The following is a 25,593-nucleotide window of genomic DNA, read 5'->3' as shown; positions in this document are numbered from 1 at the left end:
CTATTTTTTTTGTGCCCAAATACTGAATCCGGAAGCTACATTTTTACTCATCGGATAGAACTGAAAAATAACATCTAAAAACTTAATGGGGAAGGTAAGAACCATGAAAAGCAGGTAAAGTGCAGTATGAAGCGGTTTTATGCCAAAAGAAAAAACAAGGGCAAACCATTCCTGAACTACCCAGAGCATTCCTGAAGTCGGGCCAATGGATTTCAGCTGCAGAATATCAAATTCTCTGAACTGATGCTTCATCCCTTCATAAGTAAATCTTTGAAAATCATAAGGCGATGCATGAAAAGGCTGCATAAAAGGAATAAAGCAGTAGATTTTTCCGCCGGGTTTTAATATCCTGTGAATTTCAGAAATTACCTTCTGTGGGTTGGGAACATGCTCCAGCACGGCAATATTAATGATATAATCTACCGAATTATCTTTAAAAGGAATATTTTCTATATCGCAGATAACATCTACGCTTTCATAGGGAAGCAAATCTACATTCAAAAACTCTTCTCCGAGATCAGAACTTCCGCTTCCTAAATTCAAGGCCACAAGGTTTTTTCCTTTGATTTCCTTTCTTATAATTCTTCTTATGTCAAATAAAGGCTGGGGATAAACAGGGCTGATAAACTCGATCAGTAAATTGTATAATTTTCCGAATTTTTTAAGTTTATACTTGATTTTATCAAGAAAGTCGGTGACAACTTCTTCCTGAACGGGAACAAAAATATATTTTCCGTTTTTTTCGTGGAATTCGTCTTTAAATAATTCGGGGTTGATTTTTTTCATCTTCAATGTGGTTTTAAATATAATAAAATGCTGATTATTTGCGGCTCAGTTTGGATGTATTAAAATCACAAAATGCATGCTTCAAATCAATCATCAGGTTAAATATAGCCTGGAATAATGGTTTTCGTCCTCTTTAGAATGGCATATCCGTACAAAGGCTGTGTTCAAAACATCATTTTTCAGCTATTCAAGTGTTTTATTTATAAATTTTTTCTCTTACTGTATTTGTTATGTTATTTCTTCGTCAATGATATATACAGGTCTGTTTTTAACTTCATCAAAGGTTTTTCCTATGTATAATCCTACAATCCCGATACAGAAGATAATGACACCGGATAAAAACCAGATGGACAGAATAAGTGAACTGTATCCCGGCTCGGTTATTTTCCCGCGAAGAGTCTGAACTAGAAAAAATATAGCCACAAAAACAGAGAGAATGGATATAGCACCACCAAAACCAACGCATATTTTCAATGGTTTATTGGAAAAGGAAACAATAATATTAAACGCTAAGGAAAAGAGTTTTCCGAAGCTGTAATTACTTTTGCCTTCCATTCTTTCATTGTGCTCAACGCTTATTTCATAGCGGTTAAAGCCAACCCAGTTAACGAAAAGTGAAAATGCTTTTATATAATCATTGATTTCAAGAATGCTGTTAATGACCTTTCTGTGATAAATTCCAAAGTTCGCCACTTCTTTATTTACCTTCATGTCGGTAAAATAATTGAAAATGCGGATGAAATACTGGGAAGTTATTTTTTTTATGAAATTGTCTTTTCTTTCCTCTCGTTTAGCCTGTACCATATCATAGCCCTCAATCGCTTTATAGTATAGTTTTTCGATTTCTTTGGGCTGGTCCTGAAGATCGCAGTCCATTACTACAATCCATTCGCCTTTCGTTTTACTCAGTCCCGCCATAATTGCCGGATGCTGGCCAAAGTTTCGGCTTAATCTGTAAATTTTGAGATTTTTATTTTTTTCGGCAAGATTTTTCATGACTTCCCATGAATTATCCGGACTTCTATCATCTACAAGGATGATTTCATAGTCTACACCCATCTTTTCAGCAACTTTATTGATTTCAGCAACCAAAATGGGGAGTGTTTTTTCTGCACGATAAATAGGACTAACGATACTAATCATGAATTACGGAGGGGGATAATAAATTTTTTTCAAATATATATATAAATAAGCAATTTTGTTTTTTTTGAATTATAAAGATAATTCTTTTTTGCTTAAATATTTAGGAAACAATTTCGCTCTTTTGCTATTTTCTCTTTAATTTTTAAAAGCTCAGGAGCGTTTTTATTTATATTTTTATAGGTTTTGTAGTGTTTTTTAGCTTTGTCGAAATTGCCGGTCAAAGAATTCTTTATTATGCTTTGAATCAGTGCTTTTTTTTCATGCTGCAAAGGATTAGGATAGTTGGGATCCAGGATCTTCGTCTCTATGCTCAGGTCTCTGTATTTGTTATAATCCACTTTATCCAGAGACTGCTTTCCGTCGTGTACCACTTTACTGCCAGGCACCAGAATAATCTTTTTTTTATGGAAACGAACCCTGTTGACATATTCATTATCTTCCCCATAATGAAAGAAATAAGGATTGAAGCCTCCCACAGTTTCTATTGTTTCTTTAGGCAGGAGCCAATGGGCGGCATTTACAAAATTGATTTCATAATAAGGTTTCAGTGTCTGAAAATACAGATCAGAGATCAATCTTGTTTTCTCATAATTGCTGGCAATATACTTATCCAAAAATATATCAAGTTTCTTTTCTGTTCCGTCTACATGAATAGGACTTATGATCCCTATTTCTCCCTTGTCGGGATAGGTTTGGTAAACTTCCAGGAGCTTTTCCATACTGTTCTCATACAGCCATGCATCCTGATTCATCAGGTAAAAGAAATCTGCCCCTTTTCTGTAGGCTGTTTCTATACCTAGATTATTAGCTTTTCCAAATCCCAGATTCTGTTCAGACTGGATAAAATGTACCTCAGGAAAATGATTCTTTATATATTCCTGAGTTCCATCCGAAGATCCGTTGTCTACAACAATACACTGAACGGGAACAGAAGAACGCTTTAAACTGGTAAAGCATCTCTCTGCCCATTTCATGGCATTGTAAGTGACAATAATAACATGAATACTGAACATTTCGTTTTTTTTAAATATACTTTCGGGTTATAGATTCCAGATATTCCCCGGGATTTTTTCCTGAGAAAAATGTTTTTGTATCTTCATCAAAATCGATCTTATAAAAATCACCTTCATCTATCTCTGAATAAAAGGCTTTATTGCCGGCTTCCTTTTCAATGGCAGTGATGATCTCTTTCAGATTATAATAATATGGGAAAGCAAAGCTGAGCGTTTTATTATTTATGGTTAAACAGTGAGTGTTTAAAAATTCTGAAATATCTTCAATATCCACAAGAAGACGCCTTGCTTTAAGATGCAGGGAAAATTCTTTTTTATCTGCAATCTGGGCCTTAAGGAAATTAAAAAGCGTGTTCGGATTTCCTCCTTTACCTACAATATTTCCCAATCTCAAAATGAGAAAACTTCCGGCATTGCTTTCGATATATTTTTCAATGGCCTTTTTGTGAATTACATAGGGGCTGTCCTGCTTAGACTGGTCATAAATGCTTAAAGTAGAAAAATAGATCAGTTTTTTTTCTTTATTTTCTTCATGTACGGTTTTTAAGAGAGAAAATTCCCGCTCAAATTCTGAACTTCTGGTTTCCAGGGAATTTGAAACTCCGGAAGCAAAGAAGATCATATCATTTCTGTCATAAGATTTTACAGCATTGGCTATAATACCGTTTCCGATAATCATACGTTGTTTTTTTTCATTAGTTGTGTTATATAAAGGGAACAAAATTTCATATATATCTTGTAAATCAGTAGTTTTATTTTAAGGAATCAAAGATATGAAAATAGTACCTCATTTTTATCCGGGTTATAAAACGATCAGGGAAAGGGAGCTGTTCAAGATAGTTATTGTATTTTTTGTGGCAATAATTAATGTATTCCTTATTCAGATCAGGATTTAAATTCAATCCGGCGACTATATTTTTCACAAAAGAATACCGTTTAAAAACTAAAAACAGATCTTCCCGCGTCATTGGCTTTTCTTCTTCGGCTTTGAATTTTGAAAATGTATTAAACCCGATATTCTGTTTGGGATGAATTCTGTATTCTCCCAAAACGGACTTCTCAATCCACACCGAGTTGGCATCGGAAGCAATAAGAAGAAGCTCATAATCGTGAATAATGGTTTCATTGACTCTTTTCAGGGGCAAATGTTTTTTAAGAAAATCATTACGGACAGCCATACTCATTCCCGGGAACACATTTCCTGTATATAACAGGCGCTTAACTATTTCCTGCGAATTTTTGAAATGCTCCGGATTAAAGTTTTCAATGTCCCAATAAGTCAGTTTTTCTTTCAGGGATTCACCGAAAAGGTTCGTATTATGGCATACGATATTTACCTCCTTATTCTTTTGGAATATTCCGGTGATTATTTCTGTTTTATTGCTGTACCACCGGTCGTCCTGATCACACAGCAGGACAATATCACCAGTGCATAAACCCATTGCTTTCTCGAAATTACGTACATAGCCCAGATTCTCCGTATTTCGATGTACTTTGATAATTCCAGGGTAACGTTCCGTGTAGCCGGAAAGTATTTGTAAAGTACCGTCTGTAGAACCATCGTCACAGATAACGATCTCGGATACCGGTAGATTCTGGCTCAGGATGCTGTCCAGCTGTTCGGCAATATAAGCTTCGCCATTATAGGTACATAGTGCTACAGATGAGGTCATAATGTATAGATTTTTCAGTTTTTTTTCTGAAAAAGGCTGTAATAATATCTTTTCAGGGCAAGATATCCTGAGACTACCTTACCGCCGGTTGCTTTGTTAAACTCGTGCTTCAACTGTGAAAGCTGGGTCATATGAACATTAATCATGTGATAGGCAAGCCTGTCATGAAGATCATCCCCGTATAATTTTTTCAATATGGGAAGCAGACTTGTCCGCTGGCGCAGAACTTTATAAGGATCAGAGGATAAACTTTTTTTATCATCTTCTTTACGGTAGTGGGCGAGCGGTTCATCAATCAGGAGTACTTCAGGATTGGTTTTGGTGATGTAGATCCACATCAGCCAGTCTTCATTGATGCTTAAAGATGGGTCAAATGTAAATCCTTCCAGAAGTTTTCTTGAAATTAAAGCGCAATGTATAGGAATCGTAAACCTGAGATTCCACCCGAATACAATATTTTCAAAAGTAGCAAAATCCTTTTCAATACGGTTGTAACCCGGATAATGGGTTTTGTTCCTGTAAATTGTAAACTGGCTTATGATCAGCGGATATTTTTTTTCACCGGAAAGGCTTTTTGAGAATTTTTCACGGTGTAAAGTATCATCAGAATCCAGAAACTGGATATATTCTCCTGAGGCTTTTTCAAGTCCTGCATTGCGGGCTGAGGAAATTCCGCCGTTTTCTTTACTGATATATTGAAAACGACTGTCTTTTTCAATCCATTTTTTTGCAATTTCTTCAGTATTGTCACGGGATCCGTCATTCACAATAATACACTCCCAGTCTGTAAAGGTCTGATCCATTAAAGACTGCAGGCATTCATCAAGATAAGCCGCCTGATTGTAGCAGGGAACGATTACGGAGATTGCTGTAGTGTTCATTACAGGTATTTATAAAATTTACATAACCCGAGTGCATTTCCCAGTTTTATCCATCGGGAATTTTTGATTTCTCTTTTCAGATTGGTATTGTGGGTAACTTCTTTGTTATACGTCTTCATCTGGACATAGTTTTCTAAAAACAGCTTTTCGATATTGATATTTCTGCGCTCTGCCATTTTTATAAGGGCAACCCAATGCCAGTAAGCTGCCTGGTCACCACTTTTATTGGATATTCCTCCGCCGTGTACTCTGTACAGATAAAGATCTTCATCGATATATTTTACCGGAGATACTTCACAGATTTTCATATACCAGTCTTTATCTTCAGCCATTTTTAAATAAGTATCAATACCTGATGTTTTATTATAAATGGATTTTTTAAAGGTGGCAAAATGAGAGATTTCAGCATGGAAGTTTAAGTATTTTTCATCCAAGCTGTTAATCTGGGTGCCTTTATGAACGCTGACTTTATTCAGCTGATCATCACAGAAAATGAAATTGGAATACACCAAACCCGCTTCAGGATTTTCTGAGTGGGTTTTGAATACTATTTCAAGTGCATTACCGGCCAGAGCATCATCAGGATCCAGAAAACCGCAGATTTCTGAACTGCTTAATTCCACAAGCTTTCTTTTTGTATAGCCCACCCCTTTATTAGCCTCATTCATATGGATTTTAAAGCGGGCATCGTCTTTTACAATATTCCGGATAAGCTCAAGGGAATTGTCTTTTGAAGCGTCATCTAAAATAACGGCCTCCCAATCCGTGAAAGTTTGGGCAATAAGGCTGTCAAAACATTCTTTGAAGAAATGTCCGTTATTGTAATTGGCGATTAAAATACTTATTTTGCTCATTCTTATCCTTCTTTTGATAATCCTTTTTTAAGGGCTTCAAGGTAACCGAATCCGTTTTTACGGTCCGGTTCCAGGATATTTCCTTCTGCCCACTCATTCCAGGATTTTACCACTAAAAATTTTTCAGAATAATCTTTATCTTTTAGGAAGTCTGCTGCCTTTTCAACCTGTTTTTCAAAAAGGTCAGGGCTGTTGTTTCCTAAAATAATTCCGCGGGTACCGCTTCTCGGTGTATTATCCCAGTTGGGAAGAACGCATGGGAAGGTATCCACATCTGTTTCATCAAAGCGGAGGTCGTTCACTACATCCGGAGCATTCTGGATATCAACAGGTTTTTGGAAATCGGTGGTTTCAAGCCCGACAAGGCCCTTCACTCTGTTTTTGTAATAGTCTTTTGCAGAGATATAAGGTTTTTTATTCATATGAGGACGCCATGCCCTCATAAAGGCATTTGATATTTTTGCCTGATATCCCAATTCTTTATATCCGTGATTATCTTCTGTTTTATTGCTGGCTACCAGATAAATATCATCAAAGCCGTTTTCTTTTGCAAGAGCCCTGAATTTTTCAAGATACTGAGGCGCTTTTTCCTCAATATGCACAGGGTCATAAACTACCAGTACAGGCTTATTGCCGACTTTGATATACCGGTGGTCTTTAAAAAATGGCAGCAGATAATTAAAATGGGCAATTACGTCTTCATCGGAATAGATCTGCTCGGCAAGCACTTTATCTTTTAAGCCGTGCCAGATTCCTGACCAGGTCTCATTAGCCCAGCAGAAGCAGAACGGGAAGTCCGGTTTTCTGGATTCGAGTACTTCTTTGGCGATACGTTCAAGCAGCTGAACCCCGTTTCCAAACCAGTAATGATAATAAATAAAGCCATATACTCCATAATCGCGGGCCATCTGCGCCTGCTGTTCTCTTACTTCGGGAACGCGAAGGTCATAGTATCCCAGATCGCCGGGGCAGATCGGTTGTTCATGTCCTTCAAATAATGGCTTTGCTTTACCTACATTCGTCCATTCTGTAAATCCTTTTCCCCACCATTCGTCATTTTCAGGGATCGGATGATACTGAGGGAGGTAAAATGCAAGCGTTTTTATATCTTTCATAAATTATTTTTCTAATGTTTTTATCAGTTTGGCAGGTATTCCTGCGATCACCGAGTTTTTGGGAAAGCTTTTGTTGACAACTGAATTGGCCCCGATAATGGAGTTTTCACCAATGGTAACTCCGGGTAATATACAGACTCCTTCCCCGATCCATACGTTGTCTTCAATGATCACCGGACCTTTGGAAGAGAGGGGTCTTTCTGCGGGAACGGTATCCAGGTCTTCAGCGCTAATGTTGCCATGATAATGATCTGAAATGTATATTCTGCTGGCCATGAGCACATTATTTCCAATGACGATCTTATCAATGGCTCCGATGTGAACATCAGAATTAAAATTCACATTATTTCCAATATGAATTTCCGGCTGGAAAGATTTTCCGTAGAAATTGTCCCATGCCTCAAGTCTCAGATTGAATAATGAGCTGAAGTTATCTCCTATGCTTATGTATTGGGGATTTTTGATCCAGAATATTTCGGGAAGACTTGCCTGCTTGCCAAAATGTCTGAAACTGTTTTTTCCCCAGATATTATTCTGCTGTTGTTTGTATTTTTTATAAGCTTCAGAATGCAAAATTCCGAATAAAAATTTAATAATATGTTTTTTTATAAAGCTCATATTTTTTATGATCTACTTTTCCAGTGACGAATAATACTCATGGATCAGGCTGTTGATATTTTTCTGTTCTGCTTCTTCCAGTTCATAATAGAAAGGAAGTCTCAGCAGGCAGTCTGTAAAGTGATCTGAGTTGGGGATATCAATAGGCGAGTTATCTTTTAAAAAGAAATCGCTTTTGTTCAGGCTCAGATAATGGAATACAGGGTGAATATCTTTTGTTTTCAGGAACTGGATCAGGCCTGATCTTTCTTCATAACTTCTGCAGATAATGTAGAACATATGGGCATTATTGGTTGCGAAAGCAGGTATATCCGGCAGTGTTATAAATCCTTTTTCCTGTAATGGCAGAAGGCTCGTATAGTATTCTTTCCAGATTCTGATTCTTTTTTCCTGAATGGTATCCAGGTTTTCAAGCTGTGCATATAAAAATGCGGAAAGGATTTCTGACGGAAGGAATGAAGATCCAAGATCTACCCAGCCGTATTTATTTACCTCTCCTCTGAAAAAAGCACTTCTGTTGGTGCCTTTTTCACGGATGATCTCCGCGCGTGTATTATATTCGGGATTATTAATGACCAGCATACCGCCTTCTCCACAGATGATGTTCTTAGTTTCATGGAATGAAAAAGCAGCGAAATCTCCAATAGATCCCAATGCTTTTCTTGTACCGTCAGAAAAGGTATAATAGCTGTCAATGGCCTGTGCAGCATCTTCTACTACAAACAGGTTGTATTTTTTAGCCAGATTCATGATCTTTTCCATATCACAGGCAACTCCTGCATAGTGTACAGGAACGATCACTTTCGTTTTTTCTGTAATGTGCTTTTCTATTTCTGCAGGATCAATATTGGGGTTATCGGGATAAGAATCCACAAAAACTATTTTGGCACCACGCAAAACGAAAGCATTGGCCGATGAAACGAATGTATAGCTGGGAACAATAACTTCATCTCCGGGCTGAATATCACATAAAATACCTGCCATTTCCAGAGCATCAGTACATGATGTGGTAAGAAGTACTTTCTGAAAGCCAAATTTTTCCTCAAAAAAAGCATTGCATTTCTTTGTGAAAATTCCGTCTCCGGAAATTTTTCCGCTTTTTACAGCTTCTTCAATGTATTTAAGTTCGTTTCCTACAATAAACGGTTTATTAAATGGGATCATAGTGTTTTAAATTTTGAATCTTTAATTTTTATAAATTTTTTCTCAACGTATCTGAAAGAAAGATAACTAATCATAACAGTTAAGACTGGAATACAAATATATATCGCAATATTGAATGCAAATATATTATTATAAAATGCTAATATCTTATAAAAAACAGGGAATAGCAAAAACATCACAAAAGGATGGTACATATAAACTCCATAAGAGATGTTCCCTAAGAATGATAAATACTTATTTCTAAGAGGAAGCGGGTTGGATTGATTGATGCTTGTAAGGATCAGCAATAGAAATAATCCCCCTAAAATAAGATTCTGAATATATAGCTTGAAAACGGGAGCAGCAATTAAGAATCCTATCAGTAGTAATACTGTTACATAAATGAATTTGCTTTTTGTGTATTGTGTTATAAGGTCAGAGTATTCTGAATAAAAATAACCTCCTAATGAACCAACGGCCATGTACTCGAATGGAATAATAGTGGCCAATGTCCCTAATATGGAATTATAGAACTTGAAATTGATCATTACAAAGGCAATTAAAATAGCACCAAAAACTATTACTGTTACTTTTCTGTTAAAAAAAGAAACAATAAGAGGCCAGACTATATAAAACTGTTCCTCCACTCCCACAGACCAGGACTGGGATGCTCCTACAATAATTCTTCCTTCATGTAAGGCAAGATTAGGGAGGAATAAGGCATAAAGGAATACTGTTCTTAAGCCATAATCTGATCGGTTGATAACTGTATTGTAATACGAGGAAGCATCAGAAAATAGAGCAAACGAACCGGCTAAAACAGGGATCAGAATGAAAGATATAAGGAAAATAATATAGTATAAAGGCCATATTCTGAATATTCTCCTTAAATAGAACTTTTTTAAATTGATATACCCGCTTTTCTGCTTTTCAGATAATAAAAGATAGGTGATGAGAAAGCCGCTGAGCACAAAGAACAGATGTACACCATTTTTGCCCAGATGCTCAATGAAATACGAAGTGTATTTTGAATCAAGCAGGGAGGGAAATTTGTCACGTTTTTTAAATAGCTCAATATGATGGACGATGACAGCGAAAGCAGCAATTGCCCTTAATTCATTTAATCCGCCAAAGAAAATATGTTTTTTTACATCCATCTGCTTACCGTATAAATTTGACAGGATTTCCTACATACAGTCCCGGTTCTTCAATGTTTTTAATTACAACACCTGCTCCTCCTATCTGGGTTTTGGCAGCTATGGTAATATTATCTATAATAGTAGAATTAATTCCTATAATACACTGTTCTTTTATGTTTACAAAGCCTGCAATGGCAACAGACGGAGATATAAAAGAATGACTTCCTATAACCGAATCATGTGCCACGGTACATGAAATATTTACTAAAACATTTTCTTCAATCCTTACATGCTGATCAATAACGCAGCCGGGATATATGACCGACCCCTGCCCAATAGATGCAGAAGGATCCGTGTAGGAAGAAGAATGAATAAATGTATGAAAGGGAACTTTACCAGCAAGTTTCTGAAACAGCTCTTTTTTTACGCCAAGGTGATTGTAACCAATGGCTATCAGAACTGCATCAAACTCACCTTGCTGATATTTTGTAATGACGTCATTGTTTCCTCCAATAACGGGAATCTGCCCGATAAGGGTATTTACCGGCTGAAACTCATCAAAAAAGGCGACAACTTTATCGCTGGAATCCTGATGGATGTGGTAAGCGATCTGCTGCCCTAAATGCCCTGAACCTATAATGGCAATTCTTTTCATATTTGTGGTGTTATATTGTGCGGGGAAATTACATTATTTTTCTTATTCTAAAATTATTTTATGATCGAAAGATCTGTAAATCAGATAGCCAGATCTGTCATTGCTTGAGTGGGCAGGTTTAAGACTGTCTGATAAAAGTTCTTTTTTAACAATATAACTCTCTTGGTTATCGCTACTGATAACAGGAAGAAGAAATTCTGTTTCTTCTGATAGAAAATAAACACCTGAATATGCTATTGACTGCACACTTTCAGGAAAGGTATACTGGTTTAATGCTATATCCAACACGGCCTGCAAATAATCAAAGCCTGTAGAAAGCTGAACAAGATCGGAACCGATAAAATCACCTCCCATACGGCTTCCAATTTCTATAGGGTAGACTTTTCCTTTGTCAGTAATCATAAGTTCTATGTGGGATGCTCCATTTTCAACTTTTGTTGCATTCAGTATATGATAGCTGACTTCGCGGATCTTCTCTTTGATCTCTTCAGAAAAAGTACTTGGCTGGTGATGGGCCAGTTCTACAAAATACGGGGCTTCTGTTATTGCTTTATCGGTTATGGTAATGATCAGATGCTCGCCTTTATAGCTTACTGTTTCTACGCTTACTTCTTTTCCTTTGATAAACTCTTCTACTACGCAGGTTTTAGAAAAAGAAACCTGCACTGCATTTTCTATTGCTTTTTTACACTCTTCTGCCGAAGCTGCTTTTATCACACCTAAGCTTCCTGATCTGTCCGAGGGTTTTATGATCAAAGGGTAAGTGAATGATTCAAAATCTTTTATATTAAATTCGGAAACAGTAATAGATTGAGGGGATTCTATACCATTTTCGTTAAAACATTTTCTCATTAAGGATTTATTGGTGGTAAGCAGTGAGCATTCAATGCTGTTTCCAGTCAAACCCAGATTGTTAGCTACGTAAGCGATAGAGGGGATACAAATGTCTGTAGCTATAGTAAGAATGCCATGTATTCCTATTTTTTTACATTCATTAAGAATCGTTTCTTTTTCTAAAACAGAAACGTCATAGAAATGGTCAGCAATATCTTTACAAACTGCCTTACCGTCATCCCAGGCAAAACAATGCACCTCCAATCCGTTCTCTTTTGCTTTTTGAACAAGAGGTAGTTGTAAGTAGCTGGCTCCCAATATTGCAATTTTCTTCATCTTTTAGTCTTTTAAAATTTGAGGGTAATATTTTTCTTCAATAAAGTATTATAGATCTTCAATTTCTTTAATATCTATAGTGTATTTGTTATTACGCCAGGTTACAACACCTGCATTGATCCATGGTTTTTCCATTTGTTTTTTTAGAAAACCTTTTTCCCAGTGATAAGGCGGAGTATCAATTTTCTTTACTTTGACAATAAATTTGCTGTCTTCAAGACTTACTCCATTCATTTTAGCCCAGAATGCTGTAAAATCCCTGATTCCTCTTTTAAGGTTTTCCTGATTAATGACATTATTTGTTGTACGGAAAGACCATTTGATCCAGGTTGCACCATACAGATAGTTTCCGGCAGTACCATCTTTGTTGATAATGGGAAGCCATACTTCACGTCCGGTTTTATCTACATAAGCAACAGAAATGATATGATTATAGCCATTAAAATGGTAGTCCATAAAAACAGCATGATGGGTAAGGCCTAGATAGGTTTTCGATGTTTTTTCTACGTCGTCTGAAATTTTACTCATTTCTTTTCCGGCTAAAGTTTTTTCAAAGCCTCCTTTTTTCTGGATCGAGTTGTAAGAAATAAGTATCTGAAGCAATATAACAATATACAGACCTGCTTTGATCAGGGAAATTTTAAAATCTTTAAGAGTGTAATTCTGAAGGATTTTCATCTGGTCCTCATCAGCAGGAATTGTGGGTGGTGTATAGCCACAGTTTTCTTCTGTACAGCGTTCTGTATTCCTGTTTTTTGCAATATACTGATAAGTTGCTTTTCCGATATGATAAATCCCGGGAATCCGTAAAATCCAGCTTAAAGGTTTTAAATAGGTAACAGCACTGAATACCTGGACATAAGTATCCAGTCCTTTATAAACTTTACCATTTCGCACAGAATGAATATCATCCAGAAGCTCATCTGTAGGAATATCTTTTAATAATTCATTTTGTTCTGCATAATACTGTACCGTTTTAAAATCAATTCTTTTTGCGATATCAAAATGCTGTATCGTTATCTTGGTCCTGTTACATAAAGGACACTCTCCATCATAATAAAAGGTAAGTTTTGCCGGTTTACTAGAGCTTTTAAATAATTTTTCCCACCAGGAAACAGGAACCATCAGCAGATAAATGGCACACATTCCTAATCCGAACCACGGAATCGGATAGGAAATCAATATACCCAGATGTAAGCCTAACCCAATGGCCAGCAGAAGGATTCTCCACTTTTTTCTGAAAAAAGTAAAGATAAAAACCGATTCAAAAACCATGGTTAAATATCCTAAAAACAGCATCAGATATTTCTGATCCAGTATAAAAGGCATGGGGATATAATTGGTAAAAGGAATACTGCTTGGGTACCACATTCCTAATCCTACGGTCCAATAAGCTGATGTAAATTTATAAAATATGGAGTCGAAATACACAAAAGCCATCCCGATGAAAACGGGGATTAAATAGCATAGAACACTCACTTTCTCAGGAGGGTTATACTGGAATCTGGTATTGGAATATTTGTATTTTAACAGAAGCCGGTCCAGAGAAAGATTTCTGGATACGGGTAAAAACATTAAAAGAAAGTTCATTCCGAGATAAGCATAAAACATATGGTATTCATAAGTGTTTATACTTCCCACCAGAATGATGGTCATCAAATAATTAATAATTGTTGCCAGTCTTGTGAAAAGCCCGAACATAATAAAAATAAGGGCAATCATCCATATTTTTATAGGAATTCCAAAGTCAATTTCAGCCGGTCTTATAAACGGGATCTTATCAAAGATCAGGTGTTTGAAATAATTAAACTGAACCACTTCACAGAATAAGACTAATGTATAGGCAATTCTGAAAATAGAGAGGCCGAGTCCGGATATTTTTTTATTATAAAGTTTTTTGATCATCCCTTTTCTAAAATTTTGGTGAAAATTTCTTGTGCATATTCATATGATGAAAATTCCTGAACCTGCTGTACTGCATTTTTTGAGAAAGCTGCATATTGGTTTTTATCCAGCTCCAATATTTTTTTAATTCCTTCTGCCATTTTGCGGCTGTCTTTCATAGGAATCTTGTATCCGTTGTAATCGTCTATGACCATGTTGGTAAGAACTCCGGTATCAAAACCTACAACGGGAGTTCCGCAGGCGAGTGCTTCCGATACCATCATTGGACCGGAATCTTCAATAGACGAATTGATAAAGACATCCGTTGCCTGGTACAATAATGATAACAGTCTGTAATCCTTTATGTAATCTATTTTTTGCTTCTTAAAGGTAACCCTGTCAAATTCCTTGTTAATACTGTTGGAAACAACTAAAAGGTTTATTTTCTTTTTCATATCTTCCGGAAGTTCCTGATCCAGCAATTCTAAGGCTTCAATAAGATATTTAAATCCTTTCCGCGGATCTTCCATGTTCTGGGCTCCGGTGAGTATATAAAAATTATCATCTGATAAGGAGAAAATATTTTTAGCTATACTTTTATTCTTATCGTTAAGCAGGGTAGTATCGATCAGGCTGTTGATATTGTATATCGTCTCCTGATTTCTGTATATTTTTGATTTTCCGGCCTGTTCCAAAGTTAAACCTGATCCTGCTATGATTTGAAAATCAGCTTTTTGAGCGTTCTCGTATTTTCTTTCCAGATTATCCTTTGCAACCTGTTTTTGGGATTCATCGGTAATAGCCGGACAATGATCACAACTGTTCATATAACCTTCGCAACCCCAGGAAAAATGACATCCTCCTGTAAAATGATTCATATCTACCGTGATATTGTATATTTTGGATCGGGTAGCTTTATGAATATTGGCAAGATCTGTACTGTTTAGAAAATCAATGGTCATACCGGTAAAAATATAATCAGGTATAAAGCCTACTGATTTTAACAGACTTTCCACATTGATGTTTTCTGTAATTTCATCTTTACTTAGAAAGGAGTATTTACCATCTGTGGATAATGCCTTCTTAGCCACAATTTGTGGCTGAGGTTGAGTAATTTTTGTTTTTATTTTCCGTATTGCTCTCTCTGTTAAGGAAAGGTTTCTGGTAACAGGAGAATGTTGTACGTGAACATAAGGTTTTATAAAATCATCAGCTTTCGTTTTATTCTTTACACACATCACCACTTCATGTCCCATATTTTTTAAAATATGAGCCACTTTGTACATAGCTTCATATGCGCCGTTTACATCGCCTGTAGATAAAACTAATATCTTTTTCATAATTACTTACATCCATATTACAGGAGGATGAATAATTCCGTTATCCGTATCTCCTGTAAGAAAGTTTTCATGTCCTGTTTCAACGATACTGAGCTGGATACCTCCCTTTATATAGTCATAAAGTTCAACTCCAGGGGTATCTAAAGCTACAGAAAGTATATAAGTGTTAGGAATAAGCTTATTGCCTTCAATCTGAACTGACAAGCTGTTTTCATGCATGTCATAAAATGTTTTTCTTGTAATAAATATAACATTCTCAAACTTGTCCAAAATGGCAATATTGATACGTACTCCTTTGTCAACACTTCTGTTGATATAGTCTATATTAATATTGATATCATCAGTATGACTGAATTCCATAGTCTCAATATTCTTACTGTTGAAAATTTTGACATTATGGATTTGAGCCTTTTTACTCAGGTCCTCAATATATTTGAATTCAGAATTAGGAGATAATTCATGAATGATATAATTTTCCAGTACCTTATTGATGCCTCCCTGATCTGCAAGCTGACCGTTTTTCATCAGGATGCCGGTAGTACACAGCTGTTTTACGGCAGCCATATTATGACTTACAAATAAAATAGTTCGTCCTTCTCCTTTGGTGACATCGCCCATTTTTCCAAGGCATTTTTTCTGAAAATCAGCATCTCCCACAGCCAGTACCTCGTCAACGATAAGGATTTCGGATTCAAGGTGAGCCGCCACTGCGAATGCAAGACGTACGTACATTCCGGAAGAATATCTTTTTACCGGAGTGTCTATATATCTTTCCACTCCTGAAAAAGCTACAATCTCATCAAATTTTCTTGTAATCTCTTTTCTGGTCATTCCGAGAATAGCACCATTGAGATATATATTCTCACGCCCTGTCATTTCAGGGTGAAAGCCTGTACCTACCTCCAGTAGCGAAGCAATTCGGCCATTGGTATAAATTTTTCCCGTAGTAGGCTTGGTTACCTTACTCAGGATTTTCAGCAGGGTGGATTTTCCGGCCCCGTTTCTGCCAATGATTCCTACTGCACTTCCCTGTTCGATTTCAAAGTCGATGTCACGGAGGGACCATACATACTCCGAGTCTCCTTTTGTTGTTCTGTCGTTAGCTTCCCCGATTTTTAAATACGGATCTTCTTTGCCTCTTACCTTGTGCCAGAATCTGTTCAGGTCATGAGAAAGCGTTCCTGTTCCCACTTGTCCCAGACGGTATTGTTTTGATATATTTTCTGCTTTTAAAGCCAGCATAATTTAATTGGAATTTAAAATTAATAAAAGATTACGGCCGTTAAACGGTATCCATGAAAGTCTTTTCAACCTTGTTGAAAACGACAACGCCTATCATCAGAAGAACCAAAATGATTACTGAACTGATTCCCAGCATTGCAGGTGAAAAATCTCCGGCGCCAATCCATGCATATTTAAAGCATTCAAAAATACCCGTCAGCGGATTATAGTAAGCCAGCTTTTTGAAAATCCCCTGTAGTGCAGATACCGGATAAATTACCGGAGTGGCATACATATACAGACTTATTCCAAATCCCAGTAACATGCTGAGGTCTTTATATTTTGTAGTCAGTGAAGAAAAAATCATTCCGACTCCTAAAGCGAAAAGAGCCATAAGAATTATCAGGAATGGTGTTGCGAGAACCCAGATGTTAGGGTGAACTTCTCCTTTAACCAGATAGTATACCCAGGCCAGGATAAATAATAGAAACTGTACCCCGAACCGCATCAGGTTGGATATTACAATCGACAAAGGGGTTACAAGTCTTGGGAAATAAACTTTTCCAAAGATTCCCGCATTTCCTGCAAATGTGTAAGATGTGGCAACAAGGGAAGTTGAAAAATAATTCCAAAGGGTAACTCCTGCAAGATAGAATAACAGAGGAGGGCCGTCTGTGGGAAGTTTAGCGATTCTGCCAAAAATAACGAGATATACAATCGTAGTTAAAATAGGGTTGATAAAAAACCAGACCGGACCCAGTACAGTTTGCTTAAAGCTGGAAACAAAGTCCCTTTTTACAAACATATAGACCAGATCTTTGTATCTCCAGACCTCTTTAAGTTTCAGGTCGAATAGAGAATGATCGGCATCAATCGTTTCTGTCCACTTCTGCTGTGGTTCATTCATTTGTGTAAATTTTTGCAAATTTAAAATATTTAATTCTTATTTAGCTTTTTCAATTAGTGAATAATTGTTCACATAAAATTAAAAAGCACAACTAATATATTAATATTTATGATTATGAACAAAAAACTATCAGCCATAAAGCTAATAGTTTTTGAAAATTATAATAAGAATCTTATTTGTTGACTTATTGTTTAGAATATTCACTGTAGCAGCTTTTTAATCTTAAATGAATTTTTAAACCTGCTGCAGTATTATTTCTTTGCCTAAAACTCGTTAACTGCTTTTATGATGGCCTGTATTTCTTCTTCTTCCAAAACAGAAGAAATAGGAAGGCTCAGTACTTCATTATGCATTTTTTCGGTGATAGGAAACGAAAGATTACTGTATTCTTTGTATGCTTCCTGCTTATGGGGCGGGATAGGATAGTGGATGATGGTACTAATGCCCTTTTCTGTTAAATAAGCCTGAAATTCATCTCTTTTTTCTGTTCTTACCACAAAGACATGCCATACATGCTCGTTTTCGTCAGCCGGATTCTCAGGAAGGATGACCTTTGGATTATTGATCTCAGAGATAAATCTTTTGGCAATTTCTCTTCTGGTGCCATTTTCATGACCTATGTATTTTAGCTTTACATCTAAAACAGCAGCCTGAATCTCATCCAGTCTGGAATTTAATCCTTTATAAATGTTGACATATTTCTGGTTTGAACCGTAGTTGGCTATAGCACGTATTGCTTCAAACAATTCTTTGTCGTTTGTAGTGACAGCTCCGGCATCTCCCAACGCTCCGAGATTTTTTCCCGGGTAAAAGCTAAAACCGGCAGCATCACCAAGGTTCCCTGACTTAATACCTTTCCATTCTGCACCGATAGCCTGTGCGTTGTCTTCTACAATCTTCAGGTTATGCTTTAATGCAATATTTTTAAGCTCCTCTGAGAAAACAATTCTTCCCTGAAGGTGAACAATCAGGATGGCTTTTGTTTTTGGTGTTATTTTTTCTTCAATTTTTGCAATATCAATATTGTAAGTACCGGCATCCGGCTCTACAAATACAGGGATAAGCCCGTTGTCTGATAAAGCCAGGACTGAAGCAATATAAGTATTGGCAGGAACGAGAACTTCGTCACCCGGATTCATTATTCCCAGCTCAATATAAGCTCGGAAGATAAGGCGAAGGGCATCCAGTCCGTTGGCTACTCCCAAAGCGTATTCTGAGCCGATATATGACGCAAGATTAGTCTCGAAGTTTTTAAGCTCTCCTCCCAGCAGATACCAGCCGCTGCGGAAAACACTTAAAAGTTTATTCTCAATTTCCTCCTGGTATTTAAGGTTTATTTTTTTTAAATCTAAAAAATTAATCATTTTCGTAACCGTTTTTTAATTTCCAATTTTCAAAACCTTCATCTTCCCAAGGCAGATTTCTTGAAAAATTATAAGGCCATGGGTAGTGGGATTTGTCTGCGTTTTTTGGTTTAAGCTCCCGTACATCCTTGATTTTTTTTGCCGGATTACCGATAATCAGGGAATAGTCGTCGTATTTTCCTCCTACAAGAGACTGGGCGCCGACCAGACAGTGCTTTCCGATTTCTGAAGCCGGTAAAAGAACTGTACCTACAGCAATTTGTGAAAAATCGCCTACGGTAGGACCAATGCATATATCTGAAGGTGGAGTAGGATCATTAGTGAAGACTACATAAGGGTAAATAAAAACAAAATTTCCTATTTTAGACTGTTGTCCTATATGTACATTGCTGTGCAGCCAGCAGTTGTTACCAAATTCTACATATCCCTGAATGTCTGAAACGGTTCCAATTCTACAGTTGTCTCCAAATTTGGAATGCTCTCTTATGGTTACGCGGTGGCCTGTGGAAAAATTCTTTCCAAAAACGGAACCAGCATAAATAATGCTGTGACTTCTGATAAAAGCCCCTTCTTTTAAAACAGTTTCAGGATTTTCATAGCTGTCTGCAAAATAATAACCATTTACAGGCTCTCCTATTACACAGTCGTTACAGATAATAGAATTGTCACCGATGATTACATTGTCATATATAACAGTGTTGTCACCTATTTTTACATTCTTGCCTATCTTAGCTTTTTCACTAATATATACGTTCCTGTTATTGAATTTCATTTATTGTTTAGTTATTATAATTTATGGCTTTTTTACTTGTTCTCCGTAGTCTTTTTAAATTCTTTAAAATCTCTAAAGTAATCTTCCTCATCATATACTTCCGAAGCCAGGCACAGCAGTACTGCATTGTGTGAGAACTGAATGTCTCTCCATACCAGTTTTGGAATATATAATCCTTTTGTAGGATGATCTAAAGTGAAAGTCTCTTTCTTGCCATCTTTATCTTCCGTATTAAAGGTAATGGTTCCTGAAACAGCAAATATCAGCTGTTGCAGTGCTTTATGGGCATGTCCTCCTCTCGTTACATCATGAGGTGTATAATAGGTCCAGTATACACGTTTTATCTCAAAAGGAACATTTTTCTGGATTTCTGCTATGGTGATATAGCCCAGATGTGATGATCCTATTTTATCGAATGTAATGATTTGCGGTTTGTTGTATTCCATTAATGTTATAAATAAAATATTCTTTAAGTCCTCAAAGTTAATTATAAAATTACTATCGAAGTACAAACTGCTGTTATTATATAGTTGTGTATAAAAATTTACATCAAATATATATTCCTGATCAGAGGGAAAACATTGATGATATTACATCAAAAAACTATCAGCTATAAAGCCGATAGTTTTTAAAATTTATCTAATGTAATATTATTTTTTTACAAGTTGCTTAAGGTATTCACCATAGCCGCTTTTGCCATATTTATTAGCTGTTTCAAGCAGTTTTTCTTCGTTGATGAATTTATTATGGAATGCTATTTCTTCAATACAGCCAATCTTGAATCCCTGTCTTTTTTCAATAACACTTACAAATTCAGAAGCGTCGTTCAGGGAATCAAAAGTTCCTGTATCAAGCCAGGCTGTTCCTCTGTCCAGAACTCCTACTTCAAGCTTTCCTTTGCTTAAGTAAACATTGTTGACATCCGTAATTTCAAGCTCTCCTCTTGCAGAAGGCTGAATGTTTTTTGCTATTTCCACCACCTCATTATCGTAAAAATATAAGCCGGGAACGGCATAATTTGATTTTGGGTTTGATGGTTTTTCTTCAATGGATATAGCCTTAAGGTTATCATCAAATTCTACAACACCATATCTTTCCGGGTCGGAAACATGATAGGCAAAAACTACTCCGCCATCCGGATTGGTTTTGTTCTTGAGTAAAGTGCCCATTTCAGAACCATAGAAAATGTTGTCTCCTAAAACCAATGCAACCGGATCGTTGCCAATAAATTGATCACCCAAAATAAAGGCTTGTGCCAATCCGTCCGGGCTCGGTTGTACAACATATTCTATATTGCATCCGATCTGGGATCCGTCACCTAAAAGCTTGATGAATCCAGGCTGGTCGTGGGGCGTTGTAATGATCAGAATATCTTTAATCCCTGCAAGAAGCAAAGTTGAAAGAGGATAATAAATCATTGGTTTGTCGTAAACAGGCATCAGTTGCTTACTTACGGCAATTGTAAGAGGGTAAAGTCTTGTCCCGGAACCTCCGGCTAAAATGATACCTTTCATCTTTGTGTGTGTTTAATTATACTGGTTTTCGTAGTATTTCTGATAATCTCCGCTGGTAACATTCTCAAGCCATTCCTTATTTTCAAGGTACCAGTCAATGGTTTTTGAAAGTCCTTCCTCAAAAGTTACCGATGGTTTCCAGCCTAAGTCTTTATTAAGCTTGGTTGCGTCAATAGCATAACGCTTGTCATGTCCCGGTCTGTCTTTCACGAAAGTGATTAGTTTTTCAGAATGACCTTCCGGCTTTCCAAGTTTGGAATCCATCTGTTTAATCAGTTCTTTTACCAAATCAATATTCTGCCATTCGTTGAATCCTCCGATATTGTAAGTTTCGCCGGTTTTGGCTTCATTAAAGATCTGGTGAATACCTTTTGCATGATCTATTACAAATAACCAGTCTCTTGTATATTTTCCGTCACCATAAATAGGCAATGGTCTTTCATTAATGATGTTGGAAATACAAAGAGGAATCAGTTTTTCAGGAAAATGATTCGGTCCGTAGTTATTTGAGCAGTTAGATACGATGAACGGCATGCCGTATGTATTTCCGTATGCTCTTACCAAATGGTCAGAAGCTGCTTTTGAAGCGGAATACGGAGATTGCGGATCGTAAGCAGTGGTTTCCAAAAAGAAACCTGTTTCACCAAGACTTCCATATACTTCGTCTGTGGAAACATGGTAGAATAGGTTGGTTCTTTTTTCGTCAGGAAACCTTCCATGTGTATGATCAGGATTCAGAGTCCAGAATTCTTTACATAGATTAAGAAGATTGGCCGTTCCGTTTACATTTGTATTGATGAATGCCATAGGATCTGTGATGCTTCTATCTACATGGCTTTCTGCAGCCAGGTGGACTACAGCATCTGGATTATATTTTTCAAATACCTTTCTTAATTCTTCAGGCTTTGTAATATCTGCCTTTTCGAAAACATAGTTAGGTTCATTTTCAATATCCTTTAGGTTTTCTAAATTTCCGGCGTAAGTAAGTGCATCAAGGTTGATGATGGTTGCATCCGGATTGTTTTTTACGAATTCTCTCACAACGTGAGATCCTATAAATCCGGCTCCTCCTGTAATAATTATATTTTTCATCTATTTATTTTCTATGGTCTTTCTTCCTATACTTTTATAATGAAATCCATTCTGTTCAGGAATTTCCAACGGATACATATTTCTTCCGTCAAAAATAACTTTGTTTTTCATTTTCTTGGCCATCAGCTCAAAATTAGGATTTTTAAACTCAGGCCACTCTGTAGCAATGAATAATGCATCTGCATCTTCAAGAGCATCATACATTCCTTTTGCATACTGTATCTTGTCTCCAAGGAGTTTCTGTACATTGCTTTCTGCCACAGCGTCATATGCAGCAATTTTTGCGCCTTTTTCTAATAGCAGTGCAATATTATCCAGAGAAGATGCTTCACGAATGTCATCAGTATTAGCTTTAAAGGCTAATCCCCACATGGCAATTTTCTTTCCGTTTATGCTTCCTCCGAAATATTTCTCGATCTCAGAAACCAGAATTACTTTCTGTGCAGTATTTACTTTTTCCGTAGCTTCTAGGATCTGGAAATTAAAATCTTCCTGTATTCCGGATTTTATAAGAGCTTTTACATCTTTAGGGAAGCAGCTGCCTCCATACCCGATTCCCGGGAATAAAAATCTGTGTCCGATTCTGTCATCACTTCCCATTCCTAATCTTACCTTATCTACATCAGCACCCACTTTTTCACAGTAATTGGCAATTTCATTCATAAAAGTGATCTTTACGGCAAGGAATGAGTTTGCCGCATATTTCGTAAGTTCCGATGATTTTTCATCCATAAAGATGATTGGAATTCCTGTGTTGGTAAATGGCTGATAAATCTTAGCCATAATATCTTTTGCCTTTTCAGAGCTAGCGCCTACTACGACTCTCGAAGGATTCATAGAGTCTTCTACAGCAAAGCCTTCTCTTAAAAATTCCGGGTTTGAAACTACATCAAAAGGGATGTTTGTTTTAGAAGCGATTACTTCTCTTACTTTGTCGGCGGTTCCTACGGGAACGGTACTTTTGTTTACGATGACCTTATACTCCGTCATCATTTCTCCGATATTATTGGCAACCTGGATAACATATGAAAGATCTGCAGAGCCGTCTTCTCCCGGAGGCGTTGGTAGCGCAAGGTAAATGACTTCGCTTTTGTCTAAAGCTTCCTTAAGATTGGTGGTGAAAAATAATCTTTCAGATTGGATGTTTCTCAGAAACATTTCTTCAAGGTTCGGCTCATAGATGGGAACTACGCCGTTTTTCATGCCTTCTACTTTCTTTTCATCAATGTCAACACAGTATACTGAATTGCCAAGTTCTGCCAGGGTAGTACCTGTTACCAGCCCTACATAACCTGTTCCTACAATTGTTATATTCACAATGTCTGTTTTTAAATTTTACGACAAAAATAATAAAAATACTTTCACCTGCCTGTTTAATTTGCCTTAATGAAAAATTTAGGGTATTTATCTGATAACTAAGTAGATTTTGCTTTTTTAGAAAAAATGCGTATATTTGCAGTGGATTTACAGGAAAAAATGGGAAGGCTTCGGAAGAAAGCCTTTTTTCGTACTGTAAATCAAGATAATTAATGTATGGAGTTTAAAAAAAGAATTGAAGAATTATTAAATGAATTCCTTGAGAGCAGAGAAGATTTATTTCTTGTGGATCTGAAAATTTCGGCAGGAGATGATATTACTGTGATTCTGGATGGTGATAATGGGGTGACTCTTCAGGACTGCCTTGATGCAAGCCGTGCTATAGAGTTTAATATGGACCGTGAAGAGCATGACTTCAGCCTTCAGGTAATGTCTGCAGGATTAAGCGAGCCATTGTCTGCTCCAAGACAGTACAGAAAAAATTTAGGAAGAGAAATAGAAGTATTGCTGAATGATTCTTCCAAAATTGAAGGTGAACTGGCAAAAGTGGATGATGAAAAGATCACACTTGTTTTACGCTACCGTAAGCCGAAAGATATCGGAAAAGGGAAAGTGGATGTGGAGGAGGAAAAAGAAATTCCTTACTCCGAGATAAAAAAGGCATTAGTAATAATTAAATTTTAAAAGAAAAAAGAATAGATGGATAATATAGCGTTGATTGAATCCTTTGGTGATTTTAAAGACGAAAAAGGGATCAGTAAGATTGATCTTATGGCGATTATTGAAGATTCACTGAAAACTCTTCTCAGAAAGAGATATGATTCAGATGATCATTTTGACGTAATTGTGAACCCTGATAAAGGAGATTTTCAGATATTTTTGAATAAAACGATTGTAGAAGACGATATGTCTGAAGATGATGATCTGGAAATTGAACTTTCTGAAGCTAAAAAGATTGACCCTACTTTTGAAGTAGGTGAAGATTTTACAATGGAAATTCCTGTTGCCCAATTGGGTAGAAGAAATATTCTTACCTTAAAGCAGATCCTGGCTACAAAACTGCAGGAGCACAATAATGCAATGCTTTATGAGCAGTTCAGAGATAAAATCGGGGAAATTGTTATTGGAGAAATCCACCACATCCGTCACAAGCATGTGATCTTATTGGATGATGAGGAAAATGAATTCATTCTGCCAAAAGAAAACCAGATCCCGTCCGACTTCTTTAAAAAGGGCGAAAATATCAGAGCTATTGTTGAGACAGTAGATTTTAAAGGTTCAAAACCTCAGATTATTATTTCCAGAACTGCACCTAAATTCCTAGAGAAATTATTAGAGCTGGAAATTCCTGAAATTCAGGACGGAACTATCATGCTTAAAAAAGTAGTAAGAATTCCTGGTGAAAAGGCAAAGATTGCAGTAGATGCTTATGATGACAGAATAGATCCTGTAGGAGCTTGTGTGGGAGTGAAAGGATCCAGAATTCATGGGGTTGTAAGAGAGTTGAGAAATGAAAACATCGATGTAATTCAGTGGTCTAAAAACCCTGAAATTATGGTGAAAAGAGCTTTAGGAAATGTTACCATCAATAAAATTGACATCAACGAGGATGCGAACTATGCGTTAGTTTATACTCCGGTTGAAGAGATTTCCAAAGTGATCGGAAAACAAGGACAGAATATCAGACTGGCTTCATGGTTATCCGGATATGAAATTGATGTTTATAGAGAATCCAGCGAAGATGACGATGTTGATTTGAGAGAATTCAATGACGATATTGAGCAGTGGATTTTGGATGAATTTAAGAAAGTAGGTCTTACTACTGCAAAATCAGTATTGGATAAGGATACTGAAAGTCTTCTGAATATGGTAGATCTTGAAGAAGAAACTATAGAAGATGTAAAACGAATTCTGAGAGAAGAATTTGAAGATTAAGATTTTAATGAATTTTAATAAACAGTAAAAAAGAAATACTTTAATTTTAAGAATTAA

At 36.6% G+C, this 25,593-nt stretch carries 25 protein-coding genes; 2 read left to right on the top strand and 23 right to left on the bottom strand.

What is annotated here, in order from left to right; translation table 11 throughout:
- The 23 genes from ACQWU4_RS08550 to ACQWU4_RS08440 form a co-directional block, all read right to left on the bottom strand.
- Window positions 1–786: a class I SAM-dependent methyltransferase gene (locus ACQWU4_RS08550; RefSeq protein WP_429935345.1), complete on the bottom strand. Its 786-nt coding sequence runs from the start codon at window positions 784–786 to the stop codon at window positions 1–3.
- A gap of 228 nt (window positions 787–1,014) precedes the next feature.
- On the bottom strand, window positions 1,015–1,929 hold the full coding sequence (locus ACQWU4_RS08545) for a glycosyltransferase family 2 protein (RefSeq protein ID WP_429935344.1): 915 nt from the start codon (window positions 1,927–1,929) through the stop codon (window positions 1,015–1,017).
- A 92-nt stretch (window positions 1,930–2,021) separates the two neighbouring features.
- Complete coding sequence (locus tag ACQWU4_RS08540; RefSeq protein ID WP_429935343.1) at window positions 2,022–2,942, bottom strand: glycosyltransferase family 2 protein; 921 nt, start codon at window positions 2,940–2,942, stop codon at window positions 2,022–2,024.
- Between the two features lie 10 nt (window positions 2,943–2,952).
- Window positions 2,953–3,621, bottom strand: coding sequence for an NAD-dependent epimerase/dehydratase family protein (locus ACQWU4_RS08535; protein ID WP_429935342.1), 669 nt, complete (start codon window positions 3,619–3,621; stop codon window positions 2,953–2,955).
- Between the two features lie 73 nt (window positions 3,622–3,694).
- A complete protein-coding gene (locus ACQWU4_RS08530) occupies window positions 3,695–4,615 on the bottom strand; it encodes a glycosyltransferase (RefSeq protein ID WP_429935341.1) in 921 nt (306 codons plus the stop codon).
- Between the two features lie 14 nt (window positions 4,616–4,629).
- On the bottom strand, window positions 4,630–5,496 hold the full coding sequence (locus ACQWU4_RS08525) for a glycosyltransferase family 2 protein (protein ID WP_429935340.1): 867 nt from the start codon (window positions 5,494–5,496) through the stop codon (window positions 4,630–4,632).
- Window positions 5,496–6,350 carry a glycosyltransferase gene (locus tag ACQWU4_RS08520; protein WP_429935339.1) on the bottom strand — a complete coding sequence of 285 codons (855 nt, stop codon included), beginning with the start codon at window positions 6,348–6,350 and terminating at the stop codon, window positions 5,496–5,498. The genes ACQWU4_RS08525 and ACQWU4_RS08520 overlap by 1 nt, the downstream gene beginning before the upstream one ends.
- Before the next feature lie 2 nt (window positions 6,351–6,352).
- Window positions 6,353–7,465 (bottom strand): glycosyltransferase WbsX family protein, encoded by a 1,113-nt coding sequence (locus ACQWU4_RS08515; protein ID WP_429935338.1) that lies wholly within the window; start codon window positions 7,463–7,465, stop codon window positions 6,353–6,355.
- Between the two features lie 3 nt (window positions 7,466–7,468).
- A complete protein-coding gene (locus ACQWU4_RS08510; RefSeq protein ID WP_429935337.1) occupies window positions 7,469–8,083 on the bottom strand; it encodes a DapH/DapD/GlmU-related protein in 615 nt (204 codons plus the stop codon).
- A 12-nt stretch (window positions 8,084–8,095) separates the two neighbouring features.
- A complete protein-coding gene (rffA, locus tag ACQWU4_RS08505) occupies window positions 8,096–9,247 on the bottom strand; it encodes a dTDP-4-amino-4,6-dideoxygalactose transaminase (RefSeq protein WP_429935336.1) in 1,152 nt (383 codons plus the stop codon).
- The gene (locus ACQWU4_RS08500; protein WP_429935335.1) at window positions 9,244–10,383 is read right to left on the bottom strand and encodes an acyltransferase family protein; all 1,140 of its coding nucleotides are present in this window, start codon (window positions 10,381–10,383) and stop codon (window positions 9,244–9,246) included. The genes rffA and ACQWU4_RS08500 overlap by 4 nt, the downstream gene beginning before the upstream one ends.
- 4 nt (window positions 10,384–10,387) lie before the next feature.
- Window positions 10,388–11,020 (bottom strand): acetyltransferase, encoded by a 633-nt coding sequence (locus tag ACQWU4_RS08495; protein WP_429935334.1) that lies wholly within the window; start codon window positions 11,018–11,020, stop codon window positions 10,388–10,390.
- Between the two features lie 42 nt (window positions 11,021–11,062).
- Complete coding sequence (locus tag ACQWU4_RS08490; RefSeq protein WP_429935333.1) at window positions 11,063–12,190, bottom strand: ATP-grasp domain-containing protein; 1,128 nt, start codon at window positions 12,188–12,190, stop codon at window positions 11,063–11,065.
- Window positions 12,191–12,238: 48 nt separating this feature from the next.
- Window positions 12,239–14,095, bottom strand: coding sequence for a DCC1-like thiol-disulfide oxidoreductase family protein (locus ACQWU4_RS08485; RefSeq protein ID WP_429935332.1), 1,857 nt, complete (start codon window positions 14,093–14,095; stop codon window positions 12,239–12,241).
- Entirely contained in the window at window positions 14,092–15,414 is a 1,323-nt protein-coding gene (locus ACQWU4_RS08480; RefSeq protein WP_429935331.1) for a glycosyltransferase, read from the bottom strand. Before ACQWU4_RS08480 ends, ACQWU4_RS08485 begins: the two co-directional genes overlap by 4 nt.
- Before the next feature lie 6 nt (window positions 15,415–15,420).
- Window positions 15,421–16,656, bottom strand: a complete 1,236-nt coding sequence (locus ACQWU4_RS08475; protein WP_429935330.1) for an ABC transporter ATP-binding protein — start codon at window positions 16,654–16,656, stop codon at window positions 15,421–15,423.
- A 40-nt stretch (window positions 16,657–16,696) separates the two neighbouring features.
- Entirely contained in the window at window positions 16,697–17,542 is an 846-nt protein-coding gene (locus ACQWU4_RS08470; RefSeq protein ID WP_429935329.1) for an ABC transporter permease, read from the bottom strand.
- A 263-nt stretch (window positions 17,543–17,805) separates the two neighbouring features.
- Window positions 17,806–18,906 (bottom strand): DegT/DnrJ/EryC1/StrS family aminotransferase, encoded by a 1,101-nt coding sequence (locus ACQWU4_RS08465; protein WP_429935328.1) that lies wholly within the window; start codon window positions 18,904–18,906, stop codon window positions 17,806–17,808.
- Window positions 18,899–19,678: an acyltransferase gene (locus ACQWU4_RS08460; RefSeq protein ID WP_429935327.1), complete on the bottom strand. Its 780-nt coding sequence runs from the start codon at window positions 19,676–19,678 to the stop codon at window positions 18,899–18,901. The genes ACQWU4_RS08465 and ACQWU4_RS08460 overlap by 8 nt, the downstream gene beginning before the upstream one ends.
- A 32-nt stretch (window positions 19,679–19,710) precedes the next feature.
- Window positions 19,711–20,124 carry a sugar 3,4-ketoisomerase gene (locus tag ACQWU4_RS08455; protein WP_429935326.1) on the bottom strand — a complete coding sequence of 138 codons (414 nt, stop codon included), beginning with the start codon at window positions 20,122–20,124 and terminating at the stop codon, window positions 19,711–19,713.
- Window positions 20,125–20,328: 204 nt separating this feature from the next.
- Window positions 20,329–21,192 carry a glucose-1-phosphate thymidylyltransferase RfbA gene (gene rfbA / locus ACQWU4_RS08450; RefSeq protein WP_429935325.1) on the bottom strand — a complete coding sequence of 288 codons (864 nt, stop codon included), beginning with the start codon at window positions 21,190–21,192 and terminating at the stop codon, window positions 20,329–20,331.
- Window positions 21,193–21,204: 12 nt separating this feature from the next.
- On the bottom strand, window positions 21,205–22,284 hold the full coding sequence (gene rfbB, locus ACQWU4_RS08445) for a dTDP-glucose 4,6-dehydratase (RefSeq protein ID WP_429935324.1): 1,080 nt from the start codon (window positions 22,282–22,284) through the stop codon (window positions 21,205–21,207).
- Window positions 22,285–23,601 (bottom strand): UDP-glucose dehydrogenase family protein, encoded by a 1,317-nt coding sequence (locus ACQWU4_RS08440; RefSeq protein ID WP_429935323.1) that lies wholly within the window; start codon window positions 23,599–23,601, stop codon window positions 22,285–22,287.
- A 216-nt stretch (window positions 23,602–23,817) separates the two neighbouring features.
- Between ACQWU4_RS08440 and rimP the strand changes: the two genes are divergently transcribed.
- Both rimP and nusA read left to right on the top strand, forming a co-directional pair.
- Window positions 23,818–24,285 (top strand): ribosome assembly cofactor RimP, encoded by a 468-nt coding sequence (rimP, locus tag ACQWU4_RS08435; protein ID WP_429935322.1) that lies wholly within the window; start codon window positions 23,818–23,820, stop codon window positions 24,283–24,285.
- 15 nt (window positions 24,286–24,300) lie between these two features.
- Window positions 24,301–25,536, top strand: coding sequence for a transcription termination factor NusA (gene nusA / locus ACQWU4_RS08430; RefSeq protein ID WP_429935321.1), 1,236 nt, complete (start codon window positions 24,301–24,303; stop codon window positions 25,534–25,536).
- The last annotated feature ends 57 nt before the right edge of the window (window positions 25,537–25,593 follow it).

Source organism: Chryseobacterium sp. MIQD13 (genome assembly GCF_050496705.1).
In the GTDB taxonomy this organism is placed as follows: Bacteria; Bacteroidota; Bacteroidia; order Flavobacteriales; family Weeksellaceae; genus Chryseobacterium.
This window is presented reverse-complemented; position numbering and strand designations above follow the sequence as displayed.